The organism is Flavobacterium panici, from assembly GCF_024499525.1.
Classification (GTDB): Bacteria; Bacteroidota; Bacteroidia; order Flavobacteriales; family Flavobacteriaceae; genus Flavobacterium; species Flavobacterium panici.
Map to the genome: position 1 here is coordinate 5,389,573 of NZ_CP100437.1, position 20,788 is coordinate 5,410,360.

17 protein-coding genes and 3 tRNA genes are annotated in these 20,788 nt (G+C 34.3%); 5 read left to right on the top strand and 15 right to left on the bottom strand.

Annotation, left to right across the window (positions count from 1 at the left end; genetic code table 11):
* Window positions 1–9: 9 nt before the first annotated feature.
* Entirely contained in the window at window positions 10–4,017 is a 4,008-nt protein-coding gene (locus tag NLJ00_RS22425; RefSeq protein ID WP_256635474.1) for a non-ribosomal peptide synthetase, read from the top strand.
* Window positions 4,004–4,798, top strand: coding sequence for a 4'-phosphopantetheinyl transferase family protein (locus tag NLJ00_RS22430; protein ID WP_256635475.1), 795 nt, complete (start codon window positions 4,004–4,006; stop codon window positions 4,796–4,798). The genes NLJ00_RS22425 and NLJ00_RS22430 overlap by 14 nt, the downstream gene beginning before the upstream one ends.
* Here NLJ00_RS22430 and NLJ00_RS22435 read toward each other — a convergent pair.
* From NLJ00_RS22435 to NLJ00_RS22500, 14 genes are all read right to left on the bottom strand, one after another.
* Window positions 4,795–5,781 carry a YheT family hydrolase gene (locus NLJ00_RS22435; RefSeq protein WP_180858767.1) on the bottom strand — a complete coding sequence of 329 codons (987 nt, stop codon included), beginning with the start codon at window positions 5,779–5,781 and terminating at the stop codon, window positions 4,795–4,797. The genes NLJ00_RS22430 and NLJ00_RS22435 overlap by 4 nt on opposite strands.
* 219 nt (window positions 5,782–6,000) lie before the next feature.
* Window positions 6,001–7,518: a S10 family peptidase gene (locus tag NLJ00_RS22440; RefSeq protein WP_256635476.1), complete on the bottom strand. Its 1,518-nt coding sequence runs from the start codon at window positions 7,516–7,518 to the stop codon at window positions 6,001–6,003.
* Window positions 7,519–7,553: 35 nt separating this feature from the next.
* Window positions 7,554–8,135 carry a Crp/Fnr family transcriptional regulator gene (locus tag NLJ00_RS22445; RefSeq protein ID WP_053470240.1) on the bottom strand — a complete coding sequence of 194 codons (582 nt, stop codon included), beginning with the start codon at window positions 8,133–8,135 and terminating at the stop codon, window positions 7,554–7,556.
* Between the two features lie 149 nt (window positions 8,136–8,284).
* On the bottom strand, window positions 8,285–8,740 hold the full coding sequence (locus NLJ00_RS22450) for a helix-turn-helix transcriptional regulator (RefSeq protein ID WP_123924566.1): 456 nt from the start codon (window positions 8,738–8,740) through the stop codon (window positions 8,285–8,287).
* Between the two features lie 263 nt (window positions 8,741–9,003).
* Complete coding sequence (locus NLJ00_RS22455) at window positions 9,004–9,870, bottom strand: alpha/beta fold hydrolase (RefSeq protein WP_053470242.1); 867 nt, start codon at window positions 9,868–9,870, stop codon at window positions 9,004–9,006.
* A 118-nt stretch (window positions 9,871–9,988) separates the two neighbouring features.
* Window positions 9,989–10,786 carry an alpha/beta fold hydrolase gene (locus NLJ00_RS22460; RefSeq protein ID WP_256635477.1) on the bottom strand — a complete coding sequence of 266 codons (798 nt, stop codon included), beginning with the start codon at window positions 10,784–10,786 and terminating at the stop codon, window positions 9,989–9,991.
* A 26-nt stretch (window positions 10,787–10,812) separates the two neighbouring features.
* A complete protein-coding gene (locus NLJ00_RS22465) occupies window positions 10,813–11,637 on the bottom strand; it encodes an alpha/beta fold hydrolase (RefSeq protein ID WP_256635478.1) in 825 nt (274 codons plus the stop codon).
* Between the two features lie 41 nt (window positions 11,638–11,678).
* Window positions 11,679–12,452, bottom strand: coding sequence for an alpha/beta fold hydrolase (locus tag NLJ00_RS22470; RefSeq protein WP_256635479.1), 774 nt, complete (start codon window positions 12,450–12,452; stop codon window positions 11,679–11,681).
* Between the two features lie 193 nt (window positions 12,453–12,645).
* Window positions 12,646–13,824 carry an FAD-dependent oxidoreductase gene (locus NLJ00_RS22475; protein ID WP_256635480.1) on the bottom strand — a complete coding sequence of 393 codons (1,179 nt, stop codon included), beginning with the start codon at window positions 13,822–13,824 and terminating at the stop codon, window positions 12,646–12,648.
* 76 nt (window positions 13,825–13,900) lie between these two features.
* The gene (locus tag NLJ00_RS22480) at window positions 13,901–14,752 is read right to left on the bottom strand and encodes an AraC family transcriptional regulator (RefSeq protein ID WP_256635481.1); all 852 of its coding nucleotides are present in this window, start codon (window positions 14,750–14,752) and stop codon (window positions 13,901–13,903) included.
* Window positions 14,753–14,841: 89 nt separating this feature from the next.
* A complete protein-coding gene (locus NLJ00_RS22485; protein ID WP_256635482.1) occupies window positions 14,842–15,633 on the bottom strand; it encodes a Fic family protein in 792 nt (263 codons plus the stop codon).
* A gap of 152 nt (window positions 15,634–15,785) precedes the next feature.
* Window positions 15,786–15,859 (bottom strand) — tRNA-Arg (locus NLJ00_RS22490).
* Window positions 15,860–15,893: 34 nt separating this feature from the next.
* Window positions 15,894–15,968: transfer RNA gene (locus NLJ00_RS22495), tRNA-Pro, on the bottom strand.
* 89 nt (window positions 15,969–16,057) lie between these two features.
* A tRNA-Ser gene (locus tag NLJ00_RS22500) sits at window positions 16,058–16,141 on the bottom strand.
* A gap of 240 nt (window positions 16,142–16,381) precedes the next feature.
* Between NLJ00_RS22500 and NLJ00_RS22505 the strand changes: the two genes are divergently transcribed.
* Entirely contained in the window at window positions 16,382–17,560 is a 1,179-nt protein-coding gene (locus NLJ00_RS22505) for an acetyl-CoA C-acyltransferase (RefSeq protein WP_256635483.1), read from the top strand.
* Window positions 17,561–17,626: 66 nt separating this feature from the next.
* Window positions 17,627–18,388: a C40 family peptidase gene (locus NLJ00_RS22510; protein ID WP_180858779.1), complete on the top strand. Its 762-nt coding sequence runs from the start codon at window positions 17,627–17,629 to the stop codon at window positions 18,386–18,388.
* 94 nt (window positions 18,389–18,482) lie between these two features.
* On the opposite strand, the gene NLJ00_RS22515 is transcribed toward NLJ00_RS22510, so the two are convergent.
* Window positions 18,483–19,328 (bottom strand): AraC family transcriptional regulator, encoded by an 846-nt coding sequence (locus tag NLJ00_RS22515; protein ID WP_256635484.1) that lies wholly within the window; start codon window positions 19,326–19,328, stop codon window positions 18,483–18,485.
* 119 nt (window positions 19,329–19,447) lie between these two features.
* Here NLJ00_RS22515 and NLJ00_RS22520 point away from each other — a divergent pair, with 119 nt between their 5' ends.
* On the top strand, window positions 19,448–20,434 hold the full coding sequence (locus NLJ00_RS22520; protein WP_256635485.1) for an aldo/keto reductase: 987 nt from the start codon (window positions 19,448–19,450) through the stop codon (window positions 20,432–20,434).
* The last annotated feature ends 354 nt before the right edge of the window (window positions 20,435–20,788 follow it).

The following is a 20,788-nucleotide window of genomic DNA, read 5'->3' on the forward strand; positions in this document are numbered from 1 at the left end:
AATAGAATTATGATAACAATGAAAAATAAATCTCAAATAAAAACTGAAACTGAAGTTCAATTTAATCCGTTTTTACCTGAAATTGAAAGAGTAATTCAAACCACAAATTCGCAGCAGGAAATATGGTCAGATTGTATTTTTGGAGGCAGTGATGCTAATAAAGCGTACAACTTGTCTGTTTCTATTAAATTGAAAGGCAACTTAATAATAGACACATTTGAGCAGGCCGTAAAAACATTAATTCAGCGTCATGAAGGCTTGAGATCTGCTTTTAGTCCAGACGGACGCTATATGTGTATTTACAGCGATATTGATTTTAAAATTTCACATAATAATTTTTCAGACCTTGATACAGCTGAAAAAGAACTTACAATAGAAACTTTGGTTAAAGAAGAAGTAAATGGACTTTTTGATCTTGTTAACGGCCCGTTATTCAGAATTAATTTGATTAAAATTGATGAATTTGAATATCTGGTAACCTTAACCATTCATCATATTGTTGGAGACGGACTAAGTGTCGATATTATATTAGAAGAACTTAGTATGCTTTATTCTGCTTATGTTGAAAATAAAAAACCAAACCTGCCAAATCCGGAACGTTTTAGTGAATATGCCGAAAAAGCAAATTCATTTATGGAAACAAATGAATACAAACAGCAGGAAAATTTTTGGCTTACTATTTATAAAGAATCGACTCCTACAATCGAATTACCGCTGGATTATCCAAGACCTTCTTTGCGAACTTATAATAGTAATCGTATTGATTTTCCTTATGATAATACGATGACCGATTCTTTAAAAAATATAGGAATAAGTGCTAATTGCAGTTTAGTGACTACGCTGCTTGCCGCATTTGAAGTTTTTTTATACAAAATCACGGGTCAAAATGATTTAGTTGTTGGGTTTCCTTCTTCGGGAAATACATTATACGATATGAAACAATTGGTTGGAGATTGTGCGAATTTGCTTCCTTTGCGCAGTAAAATTAATCCTGATATTACTTTCTTAGAATACTTAAAACAAAGAAATTCACAGTTATTTGATGCCTACGAACATCAGCAGGTAAGTTTTGGTCATCTTCTTAAAAGTTTGGCTATTGCCAGAGATTCTTCCAGAATTCCTTTGGTGCCAGCTGTATTAACCGTTGATATGAATCAGGATATAGAAAGTGAATTTTCATATGCCGGTCTTTCTCATGAACTTACAGTTAATCCTAGAGGATATGCAACTTTTGAAATTCAGCTTCATATTTTTAGAACCAAAAAAGGACCTATATTTCAATGGTCTTATAATACCACTTTATTCAAGCCGGAAACGATCAATCAAATGATGCAAACCTTTGAAGATATCATCCATAAATTAATAACTGGTGCAGATAAGCCTTTATCAGACATCCTTGGAAGTCATTATTTAGCTGATTATGAAGCTCTGAATAATACTGAAGTATCTTATCCGGATGTTTCCTTAACCGAATTATTTAAAAAACAAGCCGAACTTACGCCAAACAATATCGCCTTAGAATTTCATGAAACAAAAACTACTTATCTCGAATTACATCAAAAAGTAAATCAATTAGCTCATTATTTAAAAGCACAAGGCGTTCAGTCCGGAGATATTATTGCGGTTTCTGTTTCGCGCAGTCCGGAACTGCTTTATACTTTGTTAGCCATAATGCAGTGCGGTGCGGCTTATCTTCCACTCGATCCTGAATATCCAAAAGGACGTTTGGAATTTATGCTGAATGATTCTGGAGCAAAAGTTTTATTGACCAGTAAAACATTATTTGCATCCTTACCATCATGGCCGCTTACACTTTTTATAGAAGATGCTATGGAATCCTTAAACCATTATGATGCATCACCATTGTCTTCTGTTGTGAGTCCGGATAATATGGCGTATATCCTTTACACCTCTGGATCAACAGGAAATCCAAAAGGTGTTCCTATTACTCATAAAAACTTGGTTAACTTACTTTGCAGTATGGCTTTAGAGCCCGGTATTAGTAAAAATGACAGATTGCTTTCGATTACTACTATATCTTTTGACATTGCGGGTCTGGAACTATATTTGCCGCTCCTTAAAGGCGCAACCTTAATACTTGCAGATCAGGAAACTGCGAGAGATGGACGACTTTTACTTGAATTAGTAAAAAAGGGAAATATCAGTTTTCTGCAAGCTACTCCCACAACATGGTCGATGCTTTTAGATTCTGGCTGGGATGAATCTTTACCGCTTAAGGCTTTATGCGGCGGTGAGGCAATGCCTGCAGATCTTGCCAAAGAACTTACAAGTAAATGTAATACGCTGTGGAATGTTTATGGACCAACGGAAACCACTATATATTCGGCTGTAAAACAGGTAAAAGCTGATGATACTTTAATCACTATTGGTAAACCTATTGCCAATACACAACTTTACATCATTGATGAACAAGGACAGCTTGCGGCTCCGGGAAAAATTGGTGAAATTGCCATTGGCGGAGATGGCGTTGCAAAAGGCTATTGGAACAGACCTGAACTTACATCAGAAAAATTTATTAAAAATAGTTTTTCTATTAATAAAGACAACATCATTTATCGTACAGGCGATTTAGGAAGACTACTTCCAACCAATGAAATCGAATGTTTAGGGCGTCTGGATCAACAGGTTAAAATTAGAGGACAACGTATTGAACCCGGTGAGGTAGAACACGCATTGCTGCAGCTTGACGGTATAAAATATGCTGTTGTATTGGCTAATGAAAACTTTCTTGTAGCTCATGTTGTCCCAGATTCCAGTATAGAAGACGCTGAAATTCAAATCCCTTTATGGCGCGAAACTTTGGCTGCACGCTTACCTGCGCAATTAATGCCGCATGATTTTAATTTATTGGAGAAAATACCAACAACGCTAAACGGCAAAATAGATCGTAAAGCATTATCTCAATATAAAACAAGCAAAATAATTGAATATACTACTCCTCGCACAGAAGAAGAAAGTATTGTAGCGGCTATTTGGAAAGAAAGCCTTGGTTTAGAAAATATCGATATTTTTAGTGATTTCTTCGAAATGGGCGGACATTCTATTAAGGGAGTAAAAGTCATGATCGAAATAGAGAAATATACCGGAAAACGAATTCCGCTATCAGCATTATTTAAATATTCGACTGTTGAGAAATTTGCGAAACTGTTGAATACGGGTACCGAAATTTATTCTGATTGTTTGGTTCCGATAAGTCCAAGTGGACATAAAGTGCCTCTTTTTATCATTCACGGAGCAGGACTTAATGTTTTAAATTTTGTCAATTTGAGTAAACATTTTGATGAAGATCAGCCTATTTATGCCATTCAGGGTATTAAGCCTAAAGGTTTTGACGGATGGTACGAATCCATTGAAGCTATGGCTGCGCATTATATTGATGCTATTATAAAAGTAAACCCAAAAGGGCCTTATGCTTTGGCAGGCTTTTCTTTTGGCGGAATTGTAGCTTTCGAAATGACGCGCCAATTAAAGGAACAAGGACGAAAAGTAAGCTTAACGGCATTATTGGATTCGTATGTGGATTCTTCTTATTATTACGGAAGTTACAGACGTAAACAACTCGTTAGATACTTTGATATTACACATAGAAGATTAGATTTTTTAAAGGAAATGTTATTGAGCTGGAAAGCTTTTAAAATGCGTATTAATGGCAAAAAAGAATATATCCTGAAAAGGCATTTTGGTAAAAAAGATGAAATGACCGAACAGGAAGAACTGGCGCTAAAAGAATTTATTGAAGCCGACAGCATGGTTAAAAAAATTGTGGATCGTTATCACCTTAAACCGCAAAACTTTGAAGTTGATTTATTTCGATCTAAAGATGACATTAATTACAGACTTGACCCAACACATCTTGGCTGGAAAAAAGCTGCGCTGGGAGGCGTAACCATTCATAATATCTCTGGAAATCATTTAGACATTGTAGCCCCGCCAAATGATATATTTTTAGCGAGATTACTTCAAGACATCTTAGATGAAAAAAATGAAAACATCTAAGCTCTTTATCTCTTTTTCGGATATAAAGGGCGCTACATTGGTTTCTGGTAAAGAATATTCTTTAGATACTAGTGATATTATCATATATAGTATTTATCTGCCCAGTTTCATTGAACTTAAATCTAATTTATCGCAGTTTCTAAATTCTCCTGAACTCAAAAAAGCAAAACGCTTTTATAAGGAAATTGACCGGGACCGATTCATTATATACAGATCGATTTTAAAACTTATTTTAGGAGCTTACACTAAATCAGATATAAAAAATATTCATCTTGATTATGACTTTAATAAAAAACCATATCTAGCCTCACACCCGTGGCTGCACTTCAATATCTCGCATTCGGAAGATTATGCGGCGATAGCGGTTTCACATAAAAAAGTGGGGCTGGATATTGAATTTTTATCTAAAGATTTTAAATTCACAAACCTGCTTCCGGATATTTTCGACGATCACGAAAGGTTATTGATTCAGAATGCTGATGATAAAAAAACCACTTTTTATACGTTATGGACACGCAAAGAAGCTTTTGTAAAAGCATTAGGAAAAGGAATTGATGAAGATTTTAAATATATTCCCTGCACAGACGGACAGCACAATTTAGAATTTAAACTGGTAAAAAACACCCAGAACTGGCAGGTATATAGTTTCGATTTTGCCGAGCAGTATCTGGGCGCAGTTTCCTATGAAGGGCTTCCAACAACTTCAGACAATTTGTTATTATATATGATTCCTGATAGTATGGAAAATTTACTGGAAATGACCCAAAAAAGAAATTACTAATATTCTGTTTTAATATTTTCTGCAGTTTTATAAGATTTAAAAAACTTATAAGCTCTTTTTTCTGCATAAGAATAGGTTGAGTTTCGCAGCGGAAAAGCACAGTGTCCGCCATACTTTGGTGTTTCCAAATAAACATATTCGCTTTCTTGCGCTATGGCTCTTGGATAACATCTTTCACCTAAAAATGGATCATCTAAAGAATTAATAATTAAGACCGGAGTAGTAATATTTTTAAGTGAAAATTCAGGAGAAACTTGCTGATAATAATCGTCACGGCTTGCAAAACCATGAAGTGGTGCAGTAAAATACTGATCAACCTCATCAAAAGAAGTAATTTTATCAATTTGATCACGGTTTATAAAATCAGGAAATTGCGCTGCTTTGTATTTTAGTTTTTTCTTAATATCGATTGTAAAGTTCTTTAAATACACTCTGTTAAAGCCTTGTTTCAATATCTCGGCGCTTGTTGCTATATGCGTTGGCACAGAAATAGAAACTCCTGCTTTTATACGCTCATCGATTTTTGTCCATCCAAAATAATTCAGAAGCTGAACACCTCCCATTGAATATCCAATCATATAAACATCTTCAAATCCTTTTCGCAAAACAAACTGAACTACCTCATCCAAATCATCAACTGCTCCGTGATGGTACAATCTTGGCAAACGGTTCATTTCTCCTCCGCAAGTGCGATTATTCCATGCGAAAACTGAAAACCCTTTCTGTTGAAAATAAGCCGCACAGCTATTATTATAAGTTCTTCGGGAATCTCCTTCTAAACCATGACACAGAATTACTGCTTTTTTAGGATCATTTATAATAAAATCGATGTTGATAAAATCACCGTCATTCAATTCCAGTTTTTCTCTTGTATATCCTGGAACATCAAACTTTTTAAACAACGCAGCATAAATAGTCGAAACGTGCCTGTTGCGATGAATAATAGAAGGAAAATTATATTCTGATTGTTCAATTACCGGCATGATTAAAAGTTTTTGAGTGGTTATACAAATCTAAGAAATGTATCAATATGTAATTAAAAACTTTCTTTTTTTATTTTATTAAAATGAAAAAATATTAAAAGAAATATAACGGAAACAATCTCGTGTTTACAAGTATTAAAAAATAAAAAACACTCGATTTGAGTGTTTCTTTTTGTGAATTTAAGTTATCAAATCCAAACTTTTAAAATTTTATCAATTTCATTTTGAGCAGCTTAAAATAAACGATCGTAAATCATCGCTAAATAATTTTCCGGTATTTCCTAAATACAACATATGACCCGATTCATATTCTTTAAAAATAACTCTGTCTGGAGAAAATTTTGCTTTTTCGGTCGTTTTTTTAGCATAACCTATGGGCGTAGCTAAATCATAACTTCCGCACGCTATAAATACTTTTAAATTTGGAGTTCTGCGTAAAACAACATTTAAATCGTCGGTAAAATCAGGGCCTTCTTTGGTTTCTTTTCGTGCCCATTGCCATTGAAACGAAATATTTTTCCAGTCAATAGTTTTATACGGATCCTGAATATCAATGTTTAATTTTGAAATTAACAATGTTCTAAATGCAGCCGTATATCCGGGAACGTATCTTCCCATTGCCGGATCATCTGCAACCGGATCATTACCAGAATGTACCAGCGGAAGATTGTATCTTGTATCGTATAATCCAATTTGTAAATTTTCTTTCGACAAAAGACTGTCTGCAAAAATTTTTGGAGCTATTTCAAGAGTTGAAGAAAAAAAATCTTTTGACAATCCTGTGTATTTGCAAAGTTTATCAATTATATCACTTCTTTCTGTTACCGAAAGTTTTTGCTGATTGTCCAGTAAAAGAGCATTCAAATACTCTTTTTCTGCAAATGCTGAAACTTCTTTTTGAAACTCTGCATAAGATAATGTTTTATCTATTTTATTATAATACCAGGCCGTTTTTGCTAAAGTGGGAAGTAATGATGCTGCTCTTTCTAATTTTGCATCCGTTGTTAACTTTTTTAAAGGAGATTCCAGCGTAGTTCCCAACATAATAATTCCGTTTAATGTTATGCCTCTCATTACACCAGAATAGGTTACTCCGCCCATAAGTGCTCTTGGAAGAACTGAAACTCGCTGACTTCCATAACTTTCCCCAATAAGAAACTTTGGAGAATTCCATCTATTATTTTTTATCAGCCACTTTTCTATAAATTGAGCCATCGATTCTGCATCCTGATCTACTCCATAAAAATCTTGTGGCGTACCGGGAGAAATAATACGGCTAAAACCAGTTCCGACGGGATCAATAAAAACTAAATCTGCTACGTCGAGCAGACAATCTGTATTACTTTCTAATCCAAATGGAGGTATGTTCGAAGAATTAATTTCTGGAATTAATTTTACTTTCCACGGTGCAATACTGCTCAGATGCAGCCAAATAGAGGACGATCCCGGACCGCCATTGAATACAAAAACGACAGGTCTGTTTTCTTTATTTTTATTTTGTTTTATATAGGAAAAACTAAATACGCTTGCTATAACTTTATTATCATCATTTTTAAGAAATATTTCATCTGCTATTGCTGTAAAATTTAAAGGTTTTCCGTTAATATCGATAGTATGTTTTGTACTGAAGAAAAGCGGTTTTTTAATCATTTCTTCCTTTCCATTTTCCTGACTAAAAAGGGATAATGACACTAAAGAAAAAAAAGTGATTAGAAAGAATCTCGCAATATTTGGCATGAAATAATTTATTTAAATGAGTAACAAAATTCGATTTATTTTTTTGAAAATTCCCGTCTAATTCTACTTAATGATGTATCGGTAACATTTAGGTAAGAAGCGATTTGTTTGAGCTGGGCAAATTGAAATACTTCTTTATTGGTTGTAATAAGATTTTCATATCGGGCTTCACCACTAAGATTAATTAATTCCAGCGCACGTTTTTTAAACATCATATATTCTTTAGCCAGCATTTTTACTCCATAAGCCCTAAACTCAGGAACCGTATGCAGTAATGCGTTTAATTGATCATAACTGATGGCAAAACCTCTGCAATCTGTAACCGCTTGTATATTCTCAGATGATTTGGTTTTTAAGTAAAATGACGACACTTCAAATACCACACTATCTTTTTGATAAAAATTTGTAGTGATTTCATTTCCATCAATATCATGTGTAAACGCTCTCATAAAACCGCTCTGCAAAAAGAAATAATGTTCATTTATTTTTCCTTCTCTCAGAAAAAATTCATTTTTTTCAACAGTAATTTCTTCAAAAAATTCTACCACCTCATCTAAAGTACGGTCTGGAAATGGTAAATTTTTTATGATGTAATTTTTTAGTCCTTGTTTGTCCATTGGTTTCTTAGTTAATATTATACTCAACAGCTTCTTTACAAGACCGTTGCAGGTCAAAAATAATCAATTACCTAATAATTAGATAAAACACAATCTCAAATCACCTGAAAAAAAAGACACTATTAAGGGACAAATGAGAGACATTTTTTCTAAATATTTGAGAGATAAGAGTATAAAGTTATATCATTAGGAAGTTTTATCTTCGAAATAATTCTCTCTTTTCTTTTTTTACTTGCATATATTGTTATACTCAACAGATTTGAAATCTCTTTAGTCGTTAAATTCATATAGATATAAGCAATATAGCGCATATCATTTGAGGTTAATGCAGGATGCAGTTTTCGAAGTCTTGCCAGAAAACCGGGATTTACTTCTTCAAAATGAAAAACAAATGTTTCCCATTCATTATCGCTTTTTAAATAATCTTTTAAATGTTTAATATGAATATCCAAAGTGGAGATTTTTGAAAGTTTTGGAATATTTTCTATAGACATAATCAAATTATTGATAAGCTGATTTCTGCCCGAAAGATATAATGCTCTCGCAGAAAGCTTCCTGTTTCTCAATTCAATTTCTTTTTTGAGTAATTCCCTTTCATTATTCATTTCACTAATTTGCTTTTCAAGTTCCAGATTTCTCCTTTGGGCTGTTAGCTTTTTTTGTCTTTGTATCAGGATCAGAAGTATAGAAATGACTAAGATTATTATATTTATTGAATAACAAAATTTATGTTCTTTTTGCAATTGCATAAACCAATCGTTTATTGTTTTTTTTAAACCGGTTACTGCTGCCATTTCTTCTACCATCATCTCAAAACAATAGCCCAGCAACCGGTTTTTATTTATAAATTATATACTTCAATTTGATTTTAATTCAATAAGAATGAATTTACTTCCTGAGAAAAATCTTTAGAATACTGAAAAATCCCGCCATGACCTGAATCACTCCAAAGTACTAATTTTGCATTCTGAATATTCTGAAGCATTATATAAGAATTGATCGAATCGACCATATTATCTTGATTTCCATTAACAATAAGCACAGGCTGCTTAATAGCTTTAAGCTGTGTGTTGTTTTCATCTGTTGCTAAACCATAGTTTATAATAGCTTTCGCCTGACTTGCAATTGTATCCTGACTCGTTGGTGAATCTCTGTCTATTTTTCTTTCAGATAATCTTTCTAAGAAAGCTTCACCTGCTTTGATACTGCTTGGCGTTTTGCTGAAAAAAAGATTAATCAATACTCTGTCTGGTCCATCAACAAAAGCTTTTTCTAAATGCGACTCCAGTTGCGCAATTGCTTTTCCTCCTATCGATCCTGTACCTGCCAATATAAGTTTATTCACCAATTCCGGATAATTTGCCGCTATCTCCTGCCCTATAAAACCACCAAGAGAAAAACCTAAAATATTAACTTTGTTGTAACCCAAAGCACGGATAAAATCTACAGCATCTTTCGCCATATCCGATACATTTTCAGGAGTAGTCCCGTTTGAACTACCAACACCTCTGTTGTTAAATAATATTACCGGATAGTTACTCGCAATTGCATTTGTAACTTCAGGATCCCAATTGTCCATGTTTCCGGTAAAGTGTTGTAAAAAGATAACTGGTATGCCTTCTTTCTTTCCAAAAGAGCGGTAAGTAAAATCGGCTCCATTTACGTTTATAGATTTTGTCGGCGCTGTTTTATGAGTGAATTCACCCAATGCTAAAATATTTTCTTTTGTTTCCATTTGTTTTAGATATTATTTATAATTGAAGTAAGAATTACTGTTGAGTGTTGAAAGTTTAATTCAAGTTTGTTATTGACTAACAATGATTCTTACCTGTGCTATTTAATTTAAACTAGATTTATTTTGTTTCTACAGCAATGATTTGAGCCAAAACATGTGGGAACATGATGAAAGGCGTGTGGCTTGACGGAAGAGCATATAATCTTTCTATACCTGCATCTTTTGTCATTTTTTGCTGAAGCGTATAACCTATTGTATGGTCATTTAAAGTGTAAACAAATACTTTATTGATTTTTCCAAATCTGCCCTCAGTCAAAGTTACCGGAGTAGCTAAAGGAGCTAATGGCTCTGGTTTTAAATTATTGCTTACATAATCTGCTACTTGCTTAGGAGCATCTGCAAGGAAAACATCAGCAATACCCTCTTTTTTGATGCTCGCAATTCCAGCTTTCTCATCTACAATAAGATTTTTTCCAACATGGCTTTCCCCATCAGTTTGCGCAAGAGACAATAAGCTTTCTCCATTTTTTGGTACGTAAGCCGCAATGTAAACTACTTTTTTTATTTGAGGCGCAATGTCTTCTGCAACCTGACTTGCTACAATTCCGCCAAAACTATGCGCAACAAGTACTATATTTTGTTTATTTCCGATAGCTTTTTTAACCTCTTCAACATAAAGTTTTAAGCTAATTGCTGAAATTGCTGTATTATCGCTTCCGTGTCCAGGAAGGTTAACAGAAATAACAGAGTTTCCACCAGCAGTTAAATCTTCTGAAACATGCTGCCAATCATTTGATGACGACCATGCACCATGGATGATTACAACTGTATTTTCGTTTTTAGCTTTGTTCGTTTGTGATGAAGCTGTAATAGTTGTAAGCAATAGCATTGCTATTAATAAAATTGAATTTTTCATGATATATACTTGTTATTTGTTGATAATTAGTTTGATGCTATTTTTGTTAAGATTGATGATAAATCGTCTGGTTTTGAAAGGAATGGGCTATGTCCTGTATTTATTTCGTATACAGATTCAACTTTGCCAGCTGCAATCATTTTGTTTTGTAAATACGGTGACACAACATGATCCTGTAAAGTTTTGATGTATACTTTTTTAACTGATCCAAAATTTTTGTCAGTAAGCATTACAGGATTAATAAATGGAGTTAAAGGTTCTGTTCTGTAATTTTTCAACACAAGGTTTTGAATTTCCGGAGCACCATCCTGAATAAAAAGATTAACGATCTGGTCCTCTTTTACATCTACAATACCCTGATCATAATGAAAAATTAGATTGCCAGTGATTCCAAGTTGAGAATCAGGATCCATGTGTGCCAACTGATCTAATGTTTGGCCTGAAACCGGTAAATAAGCGGCAACATATACCAGTTTTTCAATTTTCTCAGGCATAGCTTCTGCGACAGAAGAAATTATCATACCGCCCAAACTATGACCTACCAAAATTACTTTCCCGTCTATTGTTGAAAGTGCGTTTATTACTTTTTCTTTATAAACGTCCAGCGTTATTTGGCTTGGAGGAGTTTGGTCAGCGCCATGGCCCGGTAATTCGACAACAACTACTTTGTTTCCTTTTTTTTCCAGATTAGTTTTAACTGCCTGCCATACAAAGGGAGCCTGCCATGCGCCATGAACGAGTACATAATTTTTAGGTTTTTCAGGCTGTGGCTGTGCATCATCATTTGAACAAGATGATAATATTATGACACATACGGCCATGACGAATTGAATCAATTTGAATTTTTTCATGATTGTAATTTTTAAATGTTATTTATGTTGTGAAATGTGTTTTACTTAGCTTCTAAGGCTATAATTGAGGATAGTATTTGAGGAAATACTATAAATGGAGTGTGACTTGAAGGAAGTGAGTAAGTTCTTAAGATTCCTGCATCTGCAACCATTTTTTGCTGAAGTGAATAGCCAATAGTATGATCATTTTGACTGTGAACATATACCTTAGAAACTTTACCGAAATTAGCATCAGTTAATGTCACCGGAGTAGACAATGGAGCTAAAGGTTCTGGTCGTAGATTATTAGTTACATATTCTGCAACTGGTTTTGGGGCATCGGCTAGAAAAACATCTGTAATTGCTTCTTTAGTTATAGAGGCAACTCCTACTTGCTCATCTACAATAAGATTTTTACCTACGTGACTTTCTGAATCCATTTGTGCAAGTGACAGTAAACTGTCTCCATTTTGAGGAACAAAAGCAGCAATGTAAATTAGTTTTTTTATTTGCGGAGCAATCAGCTCTGCTACTTCACTTACTACTATTCCGCCAAAACTGTGACCTACAAGGGTAACGTCTGTTGTGCTGCCAATAGCTTTTAAAACCTCGTACACATAAAGTTGTAAACTGATATTCGATACAGGAGTTTGGTCAGTACCGTGACCAGGAAGATTTACAATAATTAAATTGTTTTCTGGAGAGTTAAGATAACCCGCAACATGATGCCAGTCATTAGCAGATGACCATGCTCCGTGAACAATTACAATTGTGTTTTTACTTTTTGATGATGAAGAATTTAATTCGTTCTGTGTGTTTGTTTTTTCGGTTTCCATAATATTATTTGTTTAATACTATGCAAAGAAAGAGCGAATAAAACCTGTGGCACTTGTCTTGTGACAAGTAATGAAATTATGCCTGTTTTTTTATTATGATTTAAAAATAAAAGTTTTAGACTACAGGATTCTAGCCATAAAAAAAGCCTGTAAAGTTAAGCTTTACAGGCTTTTTTATTATATTCTGACTGATTTATTCTGATTTAAACAACTCTACTAATTCCTTAATCGATTCAGCAGAAGGTGAGGCAAAATCTTTTATGCCATCAATAGCTTCTTTCCCAAGAACAGCCGCTCTTGATCTCATACGTTCTTCATAATTAGCAATCGCAGTTTTTAAATCGGGAAATTCTCCGTTGCATAAGCATTCGCATAAATCAAGGGCATCCAACATAGCAGTATTGACACCTTCTCCTGATGGAGGCATCAAATGAGCAGCATCTCCAATTAAAGTTACATTTGGTTTAGCTTCCCAGTTCTGATCTAACGGAAAATAATTTAAAGGTCTGATGACAAATTTTTTACAAGCTTTAAACAACGTAAAAAATATAGGGTTCCAATCTTCATAATATTTAACCAGATAAACATATACATCATCCGGATTATTAAAATTTATACCACTTGTTTTGACCCAATTTTCAGGATATAGAGATGCAGCGTAAAAAGTTAAGCCTCCACTTGCCATAGGCTGTGCTGCTATAGTTTTGCCAATATCCATTGCTAGAAGATTTGCATTGTCAACTAAATTATAAATATCAGGGCATTCTGTTTCAGGGTTTTCAATTTCGCCCTGTATAATAGTTGCACCCGAATATAATGACTGAATATTTGTTACGTATGGACGAATTTTTGAAAGATGCCCATCTGATCCAATTACAATATCCGCAAAGGCTGTGCTTCCATTTTTAAACTTCAATTCCCAGGAATTATTAACCTGATCCATGCTCACAAAATGACTGTCCCAAATAACTGTATCTGGTAAAAGATTATCTATCAATAAGTTTCTTAATATTCCCCTGTCAATTTCTGGCCTAAAATTTTCATTAGTAAAATCGTCACCGGCATTATTATCTTCATCAATATAAATATTGGCATTCTTATCAACCATTCGATATTTATCTGCACCATGCATATAAACGTCTTTAAAAGAATCCAGTAATCCGGCAGCTGCCATTACTTTCAAACCTGAATCAAAATGCAAATCAACAATTGCTCCCTGTACACGAGATTCTTTATTAAAGTCTCTTTCATACACCTTCACTTCTACTCCTTTTAATTGTAAAAGACGAGCCAAAGTTAAACCGCCAGGGCCTCCGCCTAATATTGCTACTTTTTTATCCTTTAAAAGATTAACTTCATTTATTCTTTCCATTTTTCTCTATTTTATTCCATACAAAGGAATAATATTATAAAAGCAGTGACAATGACAATACATAGTAAGTATAGGACTATTCAAAGTTTTTATTTCGAAATGCCAATGGAGTCATTTGTACAATTTTAGAAAATAGTCTGGTAAAATAAGAATAATCATCATAGCCTAAATCTGTGGCAATTTCTTTTATGGATTTATCAGAATGATACAGTAATCGTTTCGCTTCCAGCATAACACGCTGCTGTATGTGATAAGAAACAGAATAACCCGTTGCCGTTTTAAGGCATTCATTTAAATAAGGTGTAGATATGTTGAGAATATCTGCATAAGCACTTGGACTTTTAATGGTTGTAAAATTAAGCTCAAGAATTTTCTTAAAACTCTTAGTAACAACCTCAAACCTTGAATACTTTTCAGCAGGTTTAGATTCTGCTAAATATTGCGAAATCACTAATGTCATTAATGTGTTACAGCTTTCTTTTAAAATGGAAGCGTACATTTTTTCCTCTCTTCTATTTGAAATTTTAATACATATCGATGCAGTTTCTTCAATGATAAATAAAACATCTTCTGTTAACGACAAGATATTTACAGGAGTTAAATCTTCTAATATTTTTAAGTACTCAGGGTGAATATTTTCAACTGAAATTATCCAGCTGGTAATCACAGCATCTTCAAATGAAATCACACGGTGTACCTGATTTGGATGAATAAAAATTACTGCAGGTCCTTTTATTTTCTGTTTTCGGAAATCAATTTCGATATTAGTAATTCCTTTTTCCTGAAGAATAAACGTATAACCGCCATCCCGATGAGATCTTTCTACTTCTTTAGAATTAGGAGATCCATTAAATGAAGATCTTCCAATGATTACTGCTGTACTAATTTCTGAAGGCAGGGCATTTATAGGAATGGATTTTAACTTCATAAATTTATATATTTCATCCGTTAAATAAAGAAATAAAAGCAGAAGGATTCGAACCTTTGACCGCCTTCATTAAGAGTTTAAATATGTTCTTAAAACAGAAAACTAAATCCCTTATTTGATTTTGATGAAAAGCTGTCCTCGAACTTTTTTATTTCATTTAAAAGATAACGTTCATATTGATTTTTCATAAAGTTCCTAAAAATCTCAATATCTTCTTTCTCTCTTGTGTCAATCAAAGCCTGTATATATTCTTGTTTATCTTCGCTATTTACAATAGCCAACGGAAGGTCATAAAAAGCCTGAATATAATTCATAAGCAAACGGGAAGTTCTTCCGTTTCCATCATAAAACGGATGAATGCTTACAAGATTAAAATGTGCATCAAAAGATAAATTTAATTTTTCATCTATTGATAAATCAGTATTCATTTTTGAATTGATAGATAAAACCAATTCATTAGTCAGTCTTTCAACCTTATCATAATTTGGAAAATAAGAAACTCCAGCGGTAACATTTCCTTTTCGGAACATTCCTTTACTCGCATCAATTTCTCCCAAAATAGTATTATAGATTCCTCCTGTACTTTTCATTACATAAGAATTAATATCTTTTATTAACTCTGTTGTAACAGCTGTCTTATTTCTTGCTTTATCAACAATAAAATGCAATGCCTTAAAATGGTCTGTAACCATTAAAGTATCATTAACAGGTTTGCCTTTTGGTGTTAAACCATCATCTAACAGAATTTGAGTTTCTAATTCTGTTAAAGTAGAGCCCTCAATTTTTGTAGAGTGATGACTTATGGAAATTAAATTGAATTTCTCATAATGCAATACATCAGCTATTCCTAAACTTTTATATTTTATTATAAGAGATTCCATTGGTTAAGATTTTAATTTGCAGTATAAAAATACAATACTAAAACCAATAAAATAAATAAGTTACCGAAAAACAGGAGTATAAAGTAAAATTTTATAAAAATTGACTAGATTGTATAAAAACAAAAAAGCCACTCGATATGAGTGGCTTTTCGTGAACGCAGAAGGATTCGAACCTTCGACCGCCTGCTTAGAAGGCAGGTGCTCTATCCAGCTGAGCTATGCGTCCATTTGTTTTAAAACTTTATCGCCTAAAGTTTTAGTCGGGGTGGCAGGATTCGAACCTGCGGCCTCCTGCTCCCAAAGCAGGCGCGATAACCGGGCTACGCTACACCCCGAATTAGACATAGATTTGTATCTGTGGTCTTCCCGATCTCAATCGGGACACGATAACCGGGCTACGCTACACCCCGTGGCAAAAATTAAGCGGAGAGACAGGGACTCGAACCCTGGCGACGGTTACCCGTCGACAGATTAGCAATCTGCTCCATTACCGCTCTGGCACCTCTCCAAGCTCAAGAAACGTGTTCTGTTTTGCGGTTGCAAATGTAAGACAACATTCCATTTCTCACAACTATTTTTTCGCTTTTTTTTAAGTTTTTTTAATCTTTTCTCTAAAACACTTCACAATCAAACGAATAGAATTAACAAAAAATTCATATTCAATTTAAAATCCATTCCAATTGACGCAAAATTTGAATTTATTCAAATAAAGAGTAAATTTGCTACATTAACTAATATTAAACAGAAAATGAACAAAAGAGTTGTTATCGTTTCTGCCGTTAGAACACCTATCGGAAGTTTCATGGGAGGGTTATCTACCGTACCCGCACCACAATTAGGAGCTGCTGCCATAAAAGGAGCCCTTTCAAAAATTAACCTAGACCCAAAATTAGTTGATGAAGTTTTCATGGGGAACGTGATCCAGGCAGGTGTTGGACAAGCTCCGGCTCGTCAGGCTGCCCTATTTGCAGGATTATCAAACGAAGTTGCTGCCACAACAGTAAACAAAGTTTGCGCCTCTGGAATGAAAGCTGTAATGTTTGGCGCACAGGCAATCGCTTGCGGTGATACAGAAATTGTAGTTGCCGGCGGAATGGAAAGCATGAGCTTAATTCCACACTATGTACAAATGCGTGCCGGAAACAAATTTGGTCCTGCAACAATGCTCGACGGAATGCAAAAAGATGGTTTGACAGATGCTTACGATAACAACGCAATGGGAGTTTGCGCTGATTTATGTGCAACTGAATACAACATCAGCCGTGAAGAACAGGATAATTTCGCCATTCAATCTTATGAAAGAAGCGCAAAAGCCTGGGATGCCGGAAAATTTGACAATGAAGTTGTTCCTGTTGAAGTGCCACAGAGACGCGGCGAACCAATTATTGTTTCTAAAGATGAAGAATACACCAATGTAAAATTGGATAAAATCCCTTCGTTAAGTGCTGTTTTCACAAAAGACGGAACAGTTACTGCTGCAAATGCTTCAACAATCAATGATGGAGCTGCTGCTTTAGTTTTAATGTCTGAAGAAAAAGCAAATGCTTTAGGTTTAAAACCTTTAGCTTACATAAAAGGTTATGCCGATGCTGCACAAGAACCAAAATGGTTTACTACAAGTCCGGCAAAAGCGTTACCAAAAGCTTTAGACAAAGCAGGAATCGCAATTGGCGATGTTGATTATTTCGAATTCAACGAAGCATTCTCAGTTGTTGGTCTTGCCAATTCAAAAATCTTAAATCTTGATAACAATAAAGTAAACGTAAACGGTGGTGCTGTTTCATTAGGACATCCTCTTGGTTGTTCAGGAGCTCGTATTATCGTAACTTTACTAAACGTTTTAGAACAAAACAATGCTAAAACCGGAGCTGCTGCAATTTGCAATGGCGGCGGCGGCGCATCTGCAATTGTTATCGAAAGAGCTTAAAATAATATTTCATTAGGAGTTATTAGAAATTAATAACTCCTAATTTTTAACTAATACATTATCTAAATGTTCGGAATCTGCAATCTTGCCATAGTACCCGTTCGATCTGAGCCTAGTGACAGAAGTGAAATCGTTACACAGCTTTTGTTTGGCGAACACATCGAAATTTTAGAACGCCAAAATCAATGGGCACGAATAAAAATTCAGTTTGATGATTATATAGGCTGGGTAGATTCTAAACAATATCAGATAATTTCTCAGGAGCAGTACAATCAGTTAAGTAAAGAAGCCATTATTTTGAATGCAGATTTGATTGACTACATCACTGCACCAAACAACCTATTACTTCCAATTCCGCTTGGAGCATCTTTATCTTTTCTGAACAATAGCGAAATCAATACTTCTAATTTTGATTTTGAAGGAACAAAAACTAGCGGCATAAAACCAAAAAGCGCGTTGATAAATACCGCTTTCATGTATTTAAACGCACCGTATTTATGGGGCGGAAAAACACCATTCGGAATCGATTGTTCTGGTTTTACACAAATGGTTTACAAACTAAACGGATATAAAATTCATCGCGATGCATCTCAACAAGCACTCGAAGGCGAATCTTTAAGTTTTATTGAAGAAAGTGAAGTTGGCGACTTAGCCTTTTTTGACAACGATGAAGGCAACATCATTCACGTTGGAATCATTATGGAAAATAATTACATCATTCACGCAAGTGGAAAAGTACGCATTGACCGTTTAGATCACACCGGAATTTACAATCCAGAATTAAACAAACACACTCACAAACTACGTGTGATCAAAAAAATTATTTAAAAACACAAATTGCACGAATTAACACAAATTAAAATCCTTTTAATCAGTGAAATCTGTGGCTAAAAAAATTAGTGCAAATTCGTGTAATTCGTGTTTACGCACTAATACGAATCGTCTTTCTAAATTCCGAAGGACTATTCCCTCTTTGCTTTTTAAAGAATTTATTAAAGTGGCTTTCATCCGTAAAACCAAATTCATACGCAATTTCGTTAATACGCTTATCGCTAAACTGTAAACGATGTTCAATCAACTTCGTTTTATAATTGCTGATATATTGCTGCATCGTTTCGCTGGCATGTTTCTTAAAATAACGCCCTAAATACGTATTCGAAATTCCGAAATAATCACTTATAGATTCCGCTTTAATTTTCTCCGGATAATAAATATTGGTTTGAATATATTGCAAAATATCCATTGCTCTGGCTTCAGAATTAATATTTACCTGCTCCGGTAAATACTTCGCAATATTTCTTGCCACAATAATAATTAAGGTATTTACTAATTGCTGAATCAATTCCTTATTATAAACATCTTTATCCTGATGTTCACGAATAATAGCTTCAACCATCACTTTTACCAGACATTTATCAGCATGATTTTTTAAAATACAACCCGGCTGATGATTCGCATTTTGCAGAATATATTCTAAACGCTGAATATTCTCATTCTGCAGACTGGAATTCTTCAAATAAATATCATTAAACCTCAAAAAGAAAAACTTCGTTTCGGTTTCAATTGTAAAATTATGGCAATCCTCAGGCGTCAATAAAAACATATGTCCCGCATCATATTCAAAAATATTTTTGTTGATACACTGCGTTCCCGTTCCGCCCAAAATATAAACCAATTCAAAGAAATTATGACGATCTCCAACATCCGGATATTCATTCAATGTTTCAAAAGATACTGTAAACGGTTCGTATAGATTTTCTTTTTTCATAATCTGCAGCAATTAATTCAGGACGCAAATATACCTAAAAAAGACAAATATATACAATTTAACAGTTAAAAAAATGGTATAATTTTGTCAAATAATTTTAAGACATCAATTTTAACATCATGGAATATAGAAAATTAGGCAACTCAGAACTTGAATTATCAACTATAACTTACGGTGCATTTGCGATTGGCGGAAACATGTGGGGCGGAAACGAAAAGAAAGATTCAATCGACTCGATTCACGCATCAATCGCTCACGGCGTAACCACAATCGACACCGCTCCTTTTTATGGATTTGGTTTAAGTGAAGAAATGATTGGCGAAGCTTTAAAATCTCAAGATCGTTCAAAAGTACAATTGTTAACCAAATTTGGTTTGGTTTGGGACGGAAGCAATAATGGAAAAGGTGATTTCTTTTTTGATGCCGACGACAACGGAAAAAAATTACCAATTTACAAATACGCTTCAAAAAGCAACATCATAAAAGAAGTTGAAGAAAGCTTAAAACGTCTTCAAACAGATTATATCGACTTACTGCAAATTCACTGGCCAGACTCCACTACTCCAATTCAGGAAACTATGGAAGCTTTAGAAATCCTTATTCAACAAGGAAAAATCAGAGCCGCCGGAGTGAGTAATTACAATGAAGCACAAATTAAAGAAGCGCAAAAAACAATTCAGTTAGCTTCAAATCAAGTTCCGTTTAGTATGCTGAATCAGGCAATTCAAACTGATTTAGTGCCGCTTACAATTCAGGAAAACATCGGAATAATTGCTTACAGTCCAATGGAAAGAGGTTTGCTAACCGGAAAATATTTCACCAACAGTAAATTAAAGGATAACGATCATAGAAATGGTTATTTCGGTCAATTTGATCTTCAAAAAGTAAAAACATTGGTCGAAGAATTAAGTTCATTAGCAAATGCAAAACACATTTCAATCTCGCAATTAGTGCTGCGCTGGACAACTTTACAAAAAGGAATTACAATTGTTTTAGCTGGAGCAAGAAACGCAGAACAAGCGATTTCAAACGCAAAAACAATGGATTTCGATTTATCAGCTTCAGAATTGGAATTCATTAATCAGGCAATTTCGAAACTGAAATAATATTTTAAACACATAGAAACATAGTTTTTTCTTTGTCGGTAAAGGCGTTTCACTTGTTTAAAAAAACATAGCCACACAATCTTGTCATTCCGAGGAACGAGGAATCGCACTCGGGATTCGACAAAGATTGTCGACAATCTTTATAGAGTTTCTAGTGCGATTCCTCGTTCCTCGGAATGACAAACTTTGCGAACTATGTGTTTAAAAAATAAATCTCAAAAATTTAAATAATTAGAATTTGGGCGTGTCCCAAGGGCCGGGCTATCCGCTAAATTCCCGATTAACAAAAACTACGGCTAAAAAGCCTTGTTTTTCTAAATCGGGAGATATCGCTCCTATCCCTCACGCAACCCA

Excerpts from the sequence above, each read along its gene's own strand:
- NLJ00_RS22455 (WP_053470242.1), bottom strand. The coding sequence starts at position 9,870 with ATGGAAACAAAAGAAAATATTTTAGCATTGGGTGAATTCACTCATAAA.
- NLJ00_RS22470 (WP_256635479.1), bottom strand. The coding sequence starts at position 12,452 with ATGGAAACCGAAAAAACAAACACACAGAACGAATTAAATTCTTCATCA.
- NLJ00_RS22520 (WP_256635485.1), top strand. The coding sequence starts at position 19,448 with ATGGAATATAGAAAATTAGGCAACTCAGAACTTGAATTATCAACTATA.
- NLJ00_RS22460 (WP_256635477.1), bottom strand. The coding sequence starts at position 10,786 with ATGAAAAATTCAATTTTATTAATAGCAATGCTATTGCTTACAACTATT.
- NLJ00_RS22465 (WP_256635478.1), bottom strand. The coding sequence starts at position 11,637 with ATGAAAAAATTCAAATTGATTCAATTCGTCATGGCCGTATGTGTCATA.
- NLJ00_RS22485 (WP_256635482.1), bottom strand. The coding sequence starts at position 15,633 with ATGGAATCTCTTATAATAAAATATAAAAGTTTAGGAATAGCTGATGTA.
- NLJ00_RS22445 (WP_053470240.1), bottom strand. The coding sequence starts at position 8,135 with ATGGACAAACAAGGACTAAAAAATTACATCATAAAAAATTTACCATTT.
- NLJ00_RS22480 (WP_256635481.1), bottom strand. The coding sequence starts at position 14,752 with ATGAAGTTAAAATCCATTCCTATAAATGCCCTGCCTTCAGAAATTAGT.
- NLJ00_RS22505 (WP_256635483.1), top strand. The coding sequence starts at position 16,382 with ATGAACAAAAGAGTTGTTATCGTTTCTGCCGTTAGAACACCTATCGGA.
- NLJ00_RS22430 (WP_256635475.1), top strand. The coding sequence starts at position 4,004 with ATGAAAACATCTAAGCTCTTTATCTCTTTTTCGGATATAAAGGGCGCT.
- NLJ00_RS22510 (WP_180858779.1), top strand. The coding sequence starts at position 17,627 with ATGTTCGGAATCTGCAATCTTGCCATAGTACCCGTTCGATCTGAGCCT.
- NLJ00_RS22475 (WP_256635480.1), bottom strand. The coding sequence starts at position 13,824 with ATGGAAAGAATAAATGAAGTTAATCTTTTAAAGGATAAAAAAGTAGCA.
- NLJ00_RS22425 (WP_256635474.1), top strand. The coding sequence starts at position 10 with ATGATAACAATGAAAAATAAATCTCAAATAAAAACTGAAACTGAAGTT.
- NLJ00_RS22450 (WP_123924566.1), bottom strand. The coding sequence starts at position 8,740 with ATGAATAATGAAAGGGAATTACTCAAAAAAGAAATTGAATTGAGAAAC.
- NLJ00_RS22515 (WP_256635484.1), bottom strand. The coding sequence starts at position 19,328 with ATGAAAAAAGAAAATCTATACGAACCGTTTACAGTATCTTTTGAAACA.
- NLJ00_RS22435 (WP_180858767.1), bottom strand. The coding sequence starts at position 5,781 with ATGCCGGTAATTGAACAATCAGAATATAATTTTCCTTCTATTATTCAT.
- NLJ00_RS22440 (WP_256635476.1), bottom strand. The coding sequence starts at position 7,518 with ATGCCAAATATTGCGAGATTCTTTCTAATCACTTTTTTTTCTTTAGTG.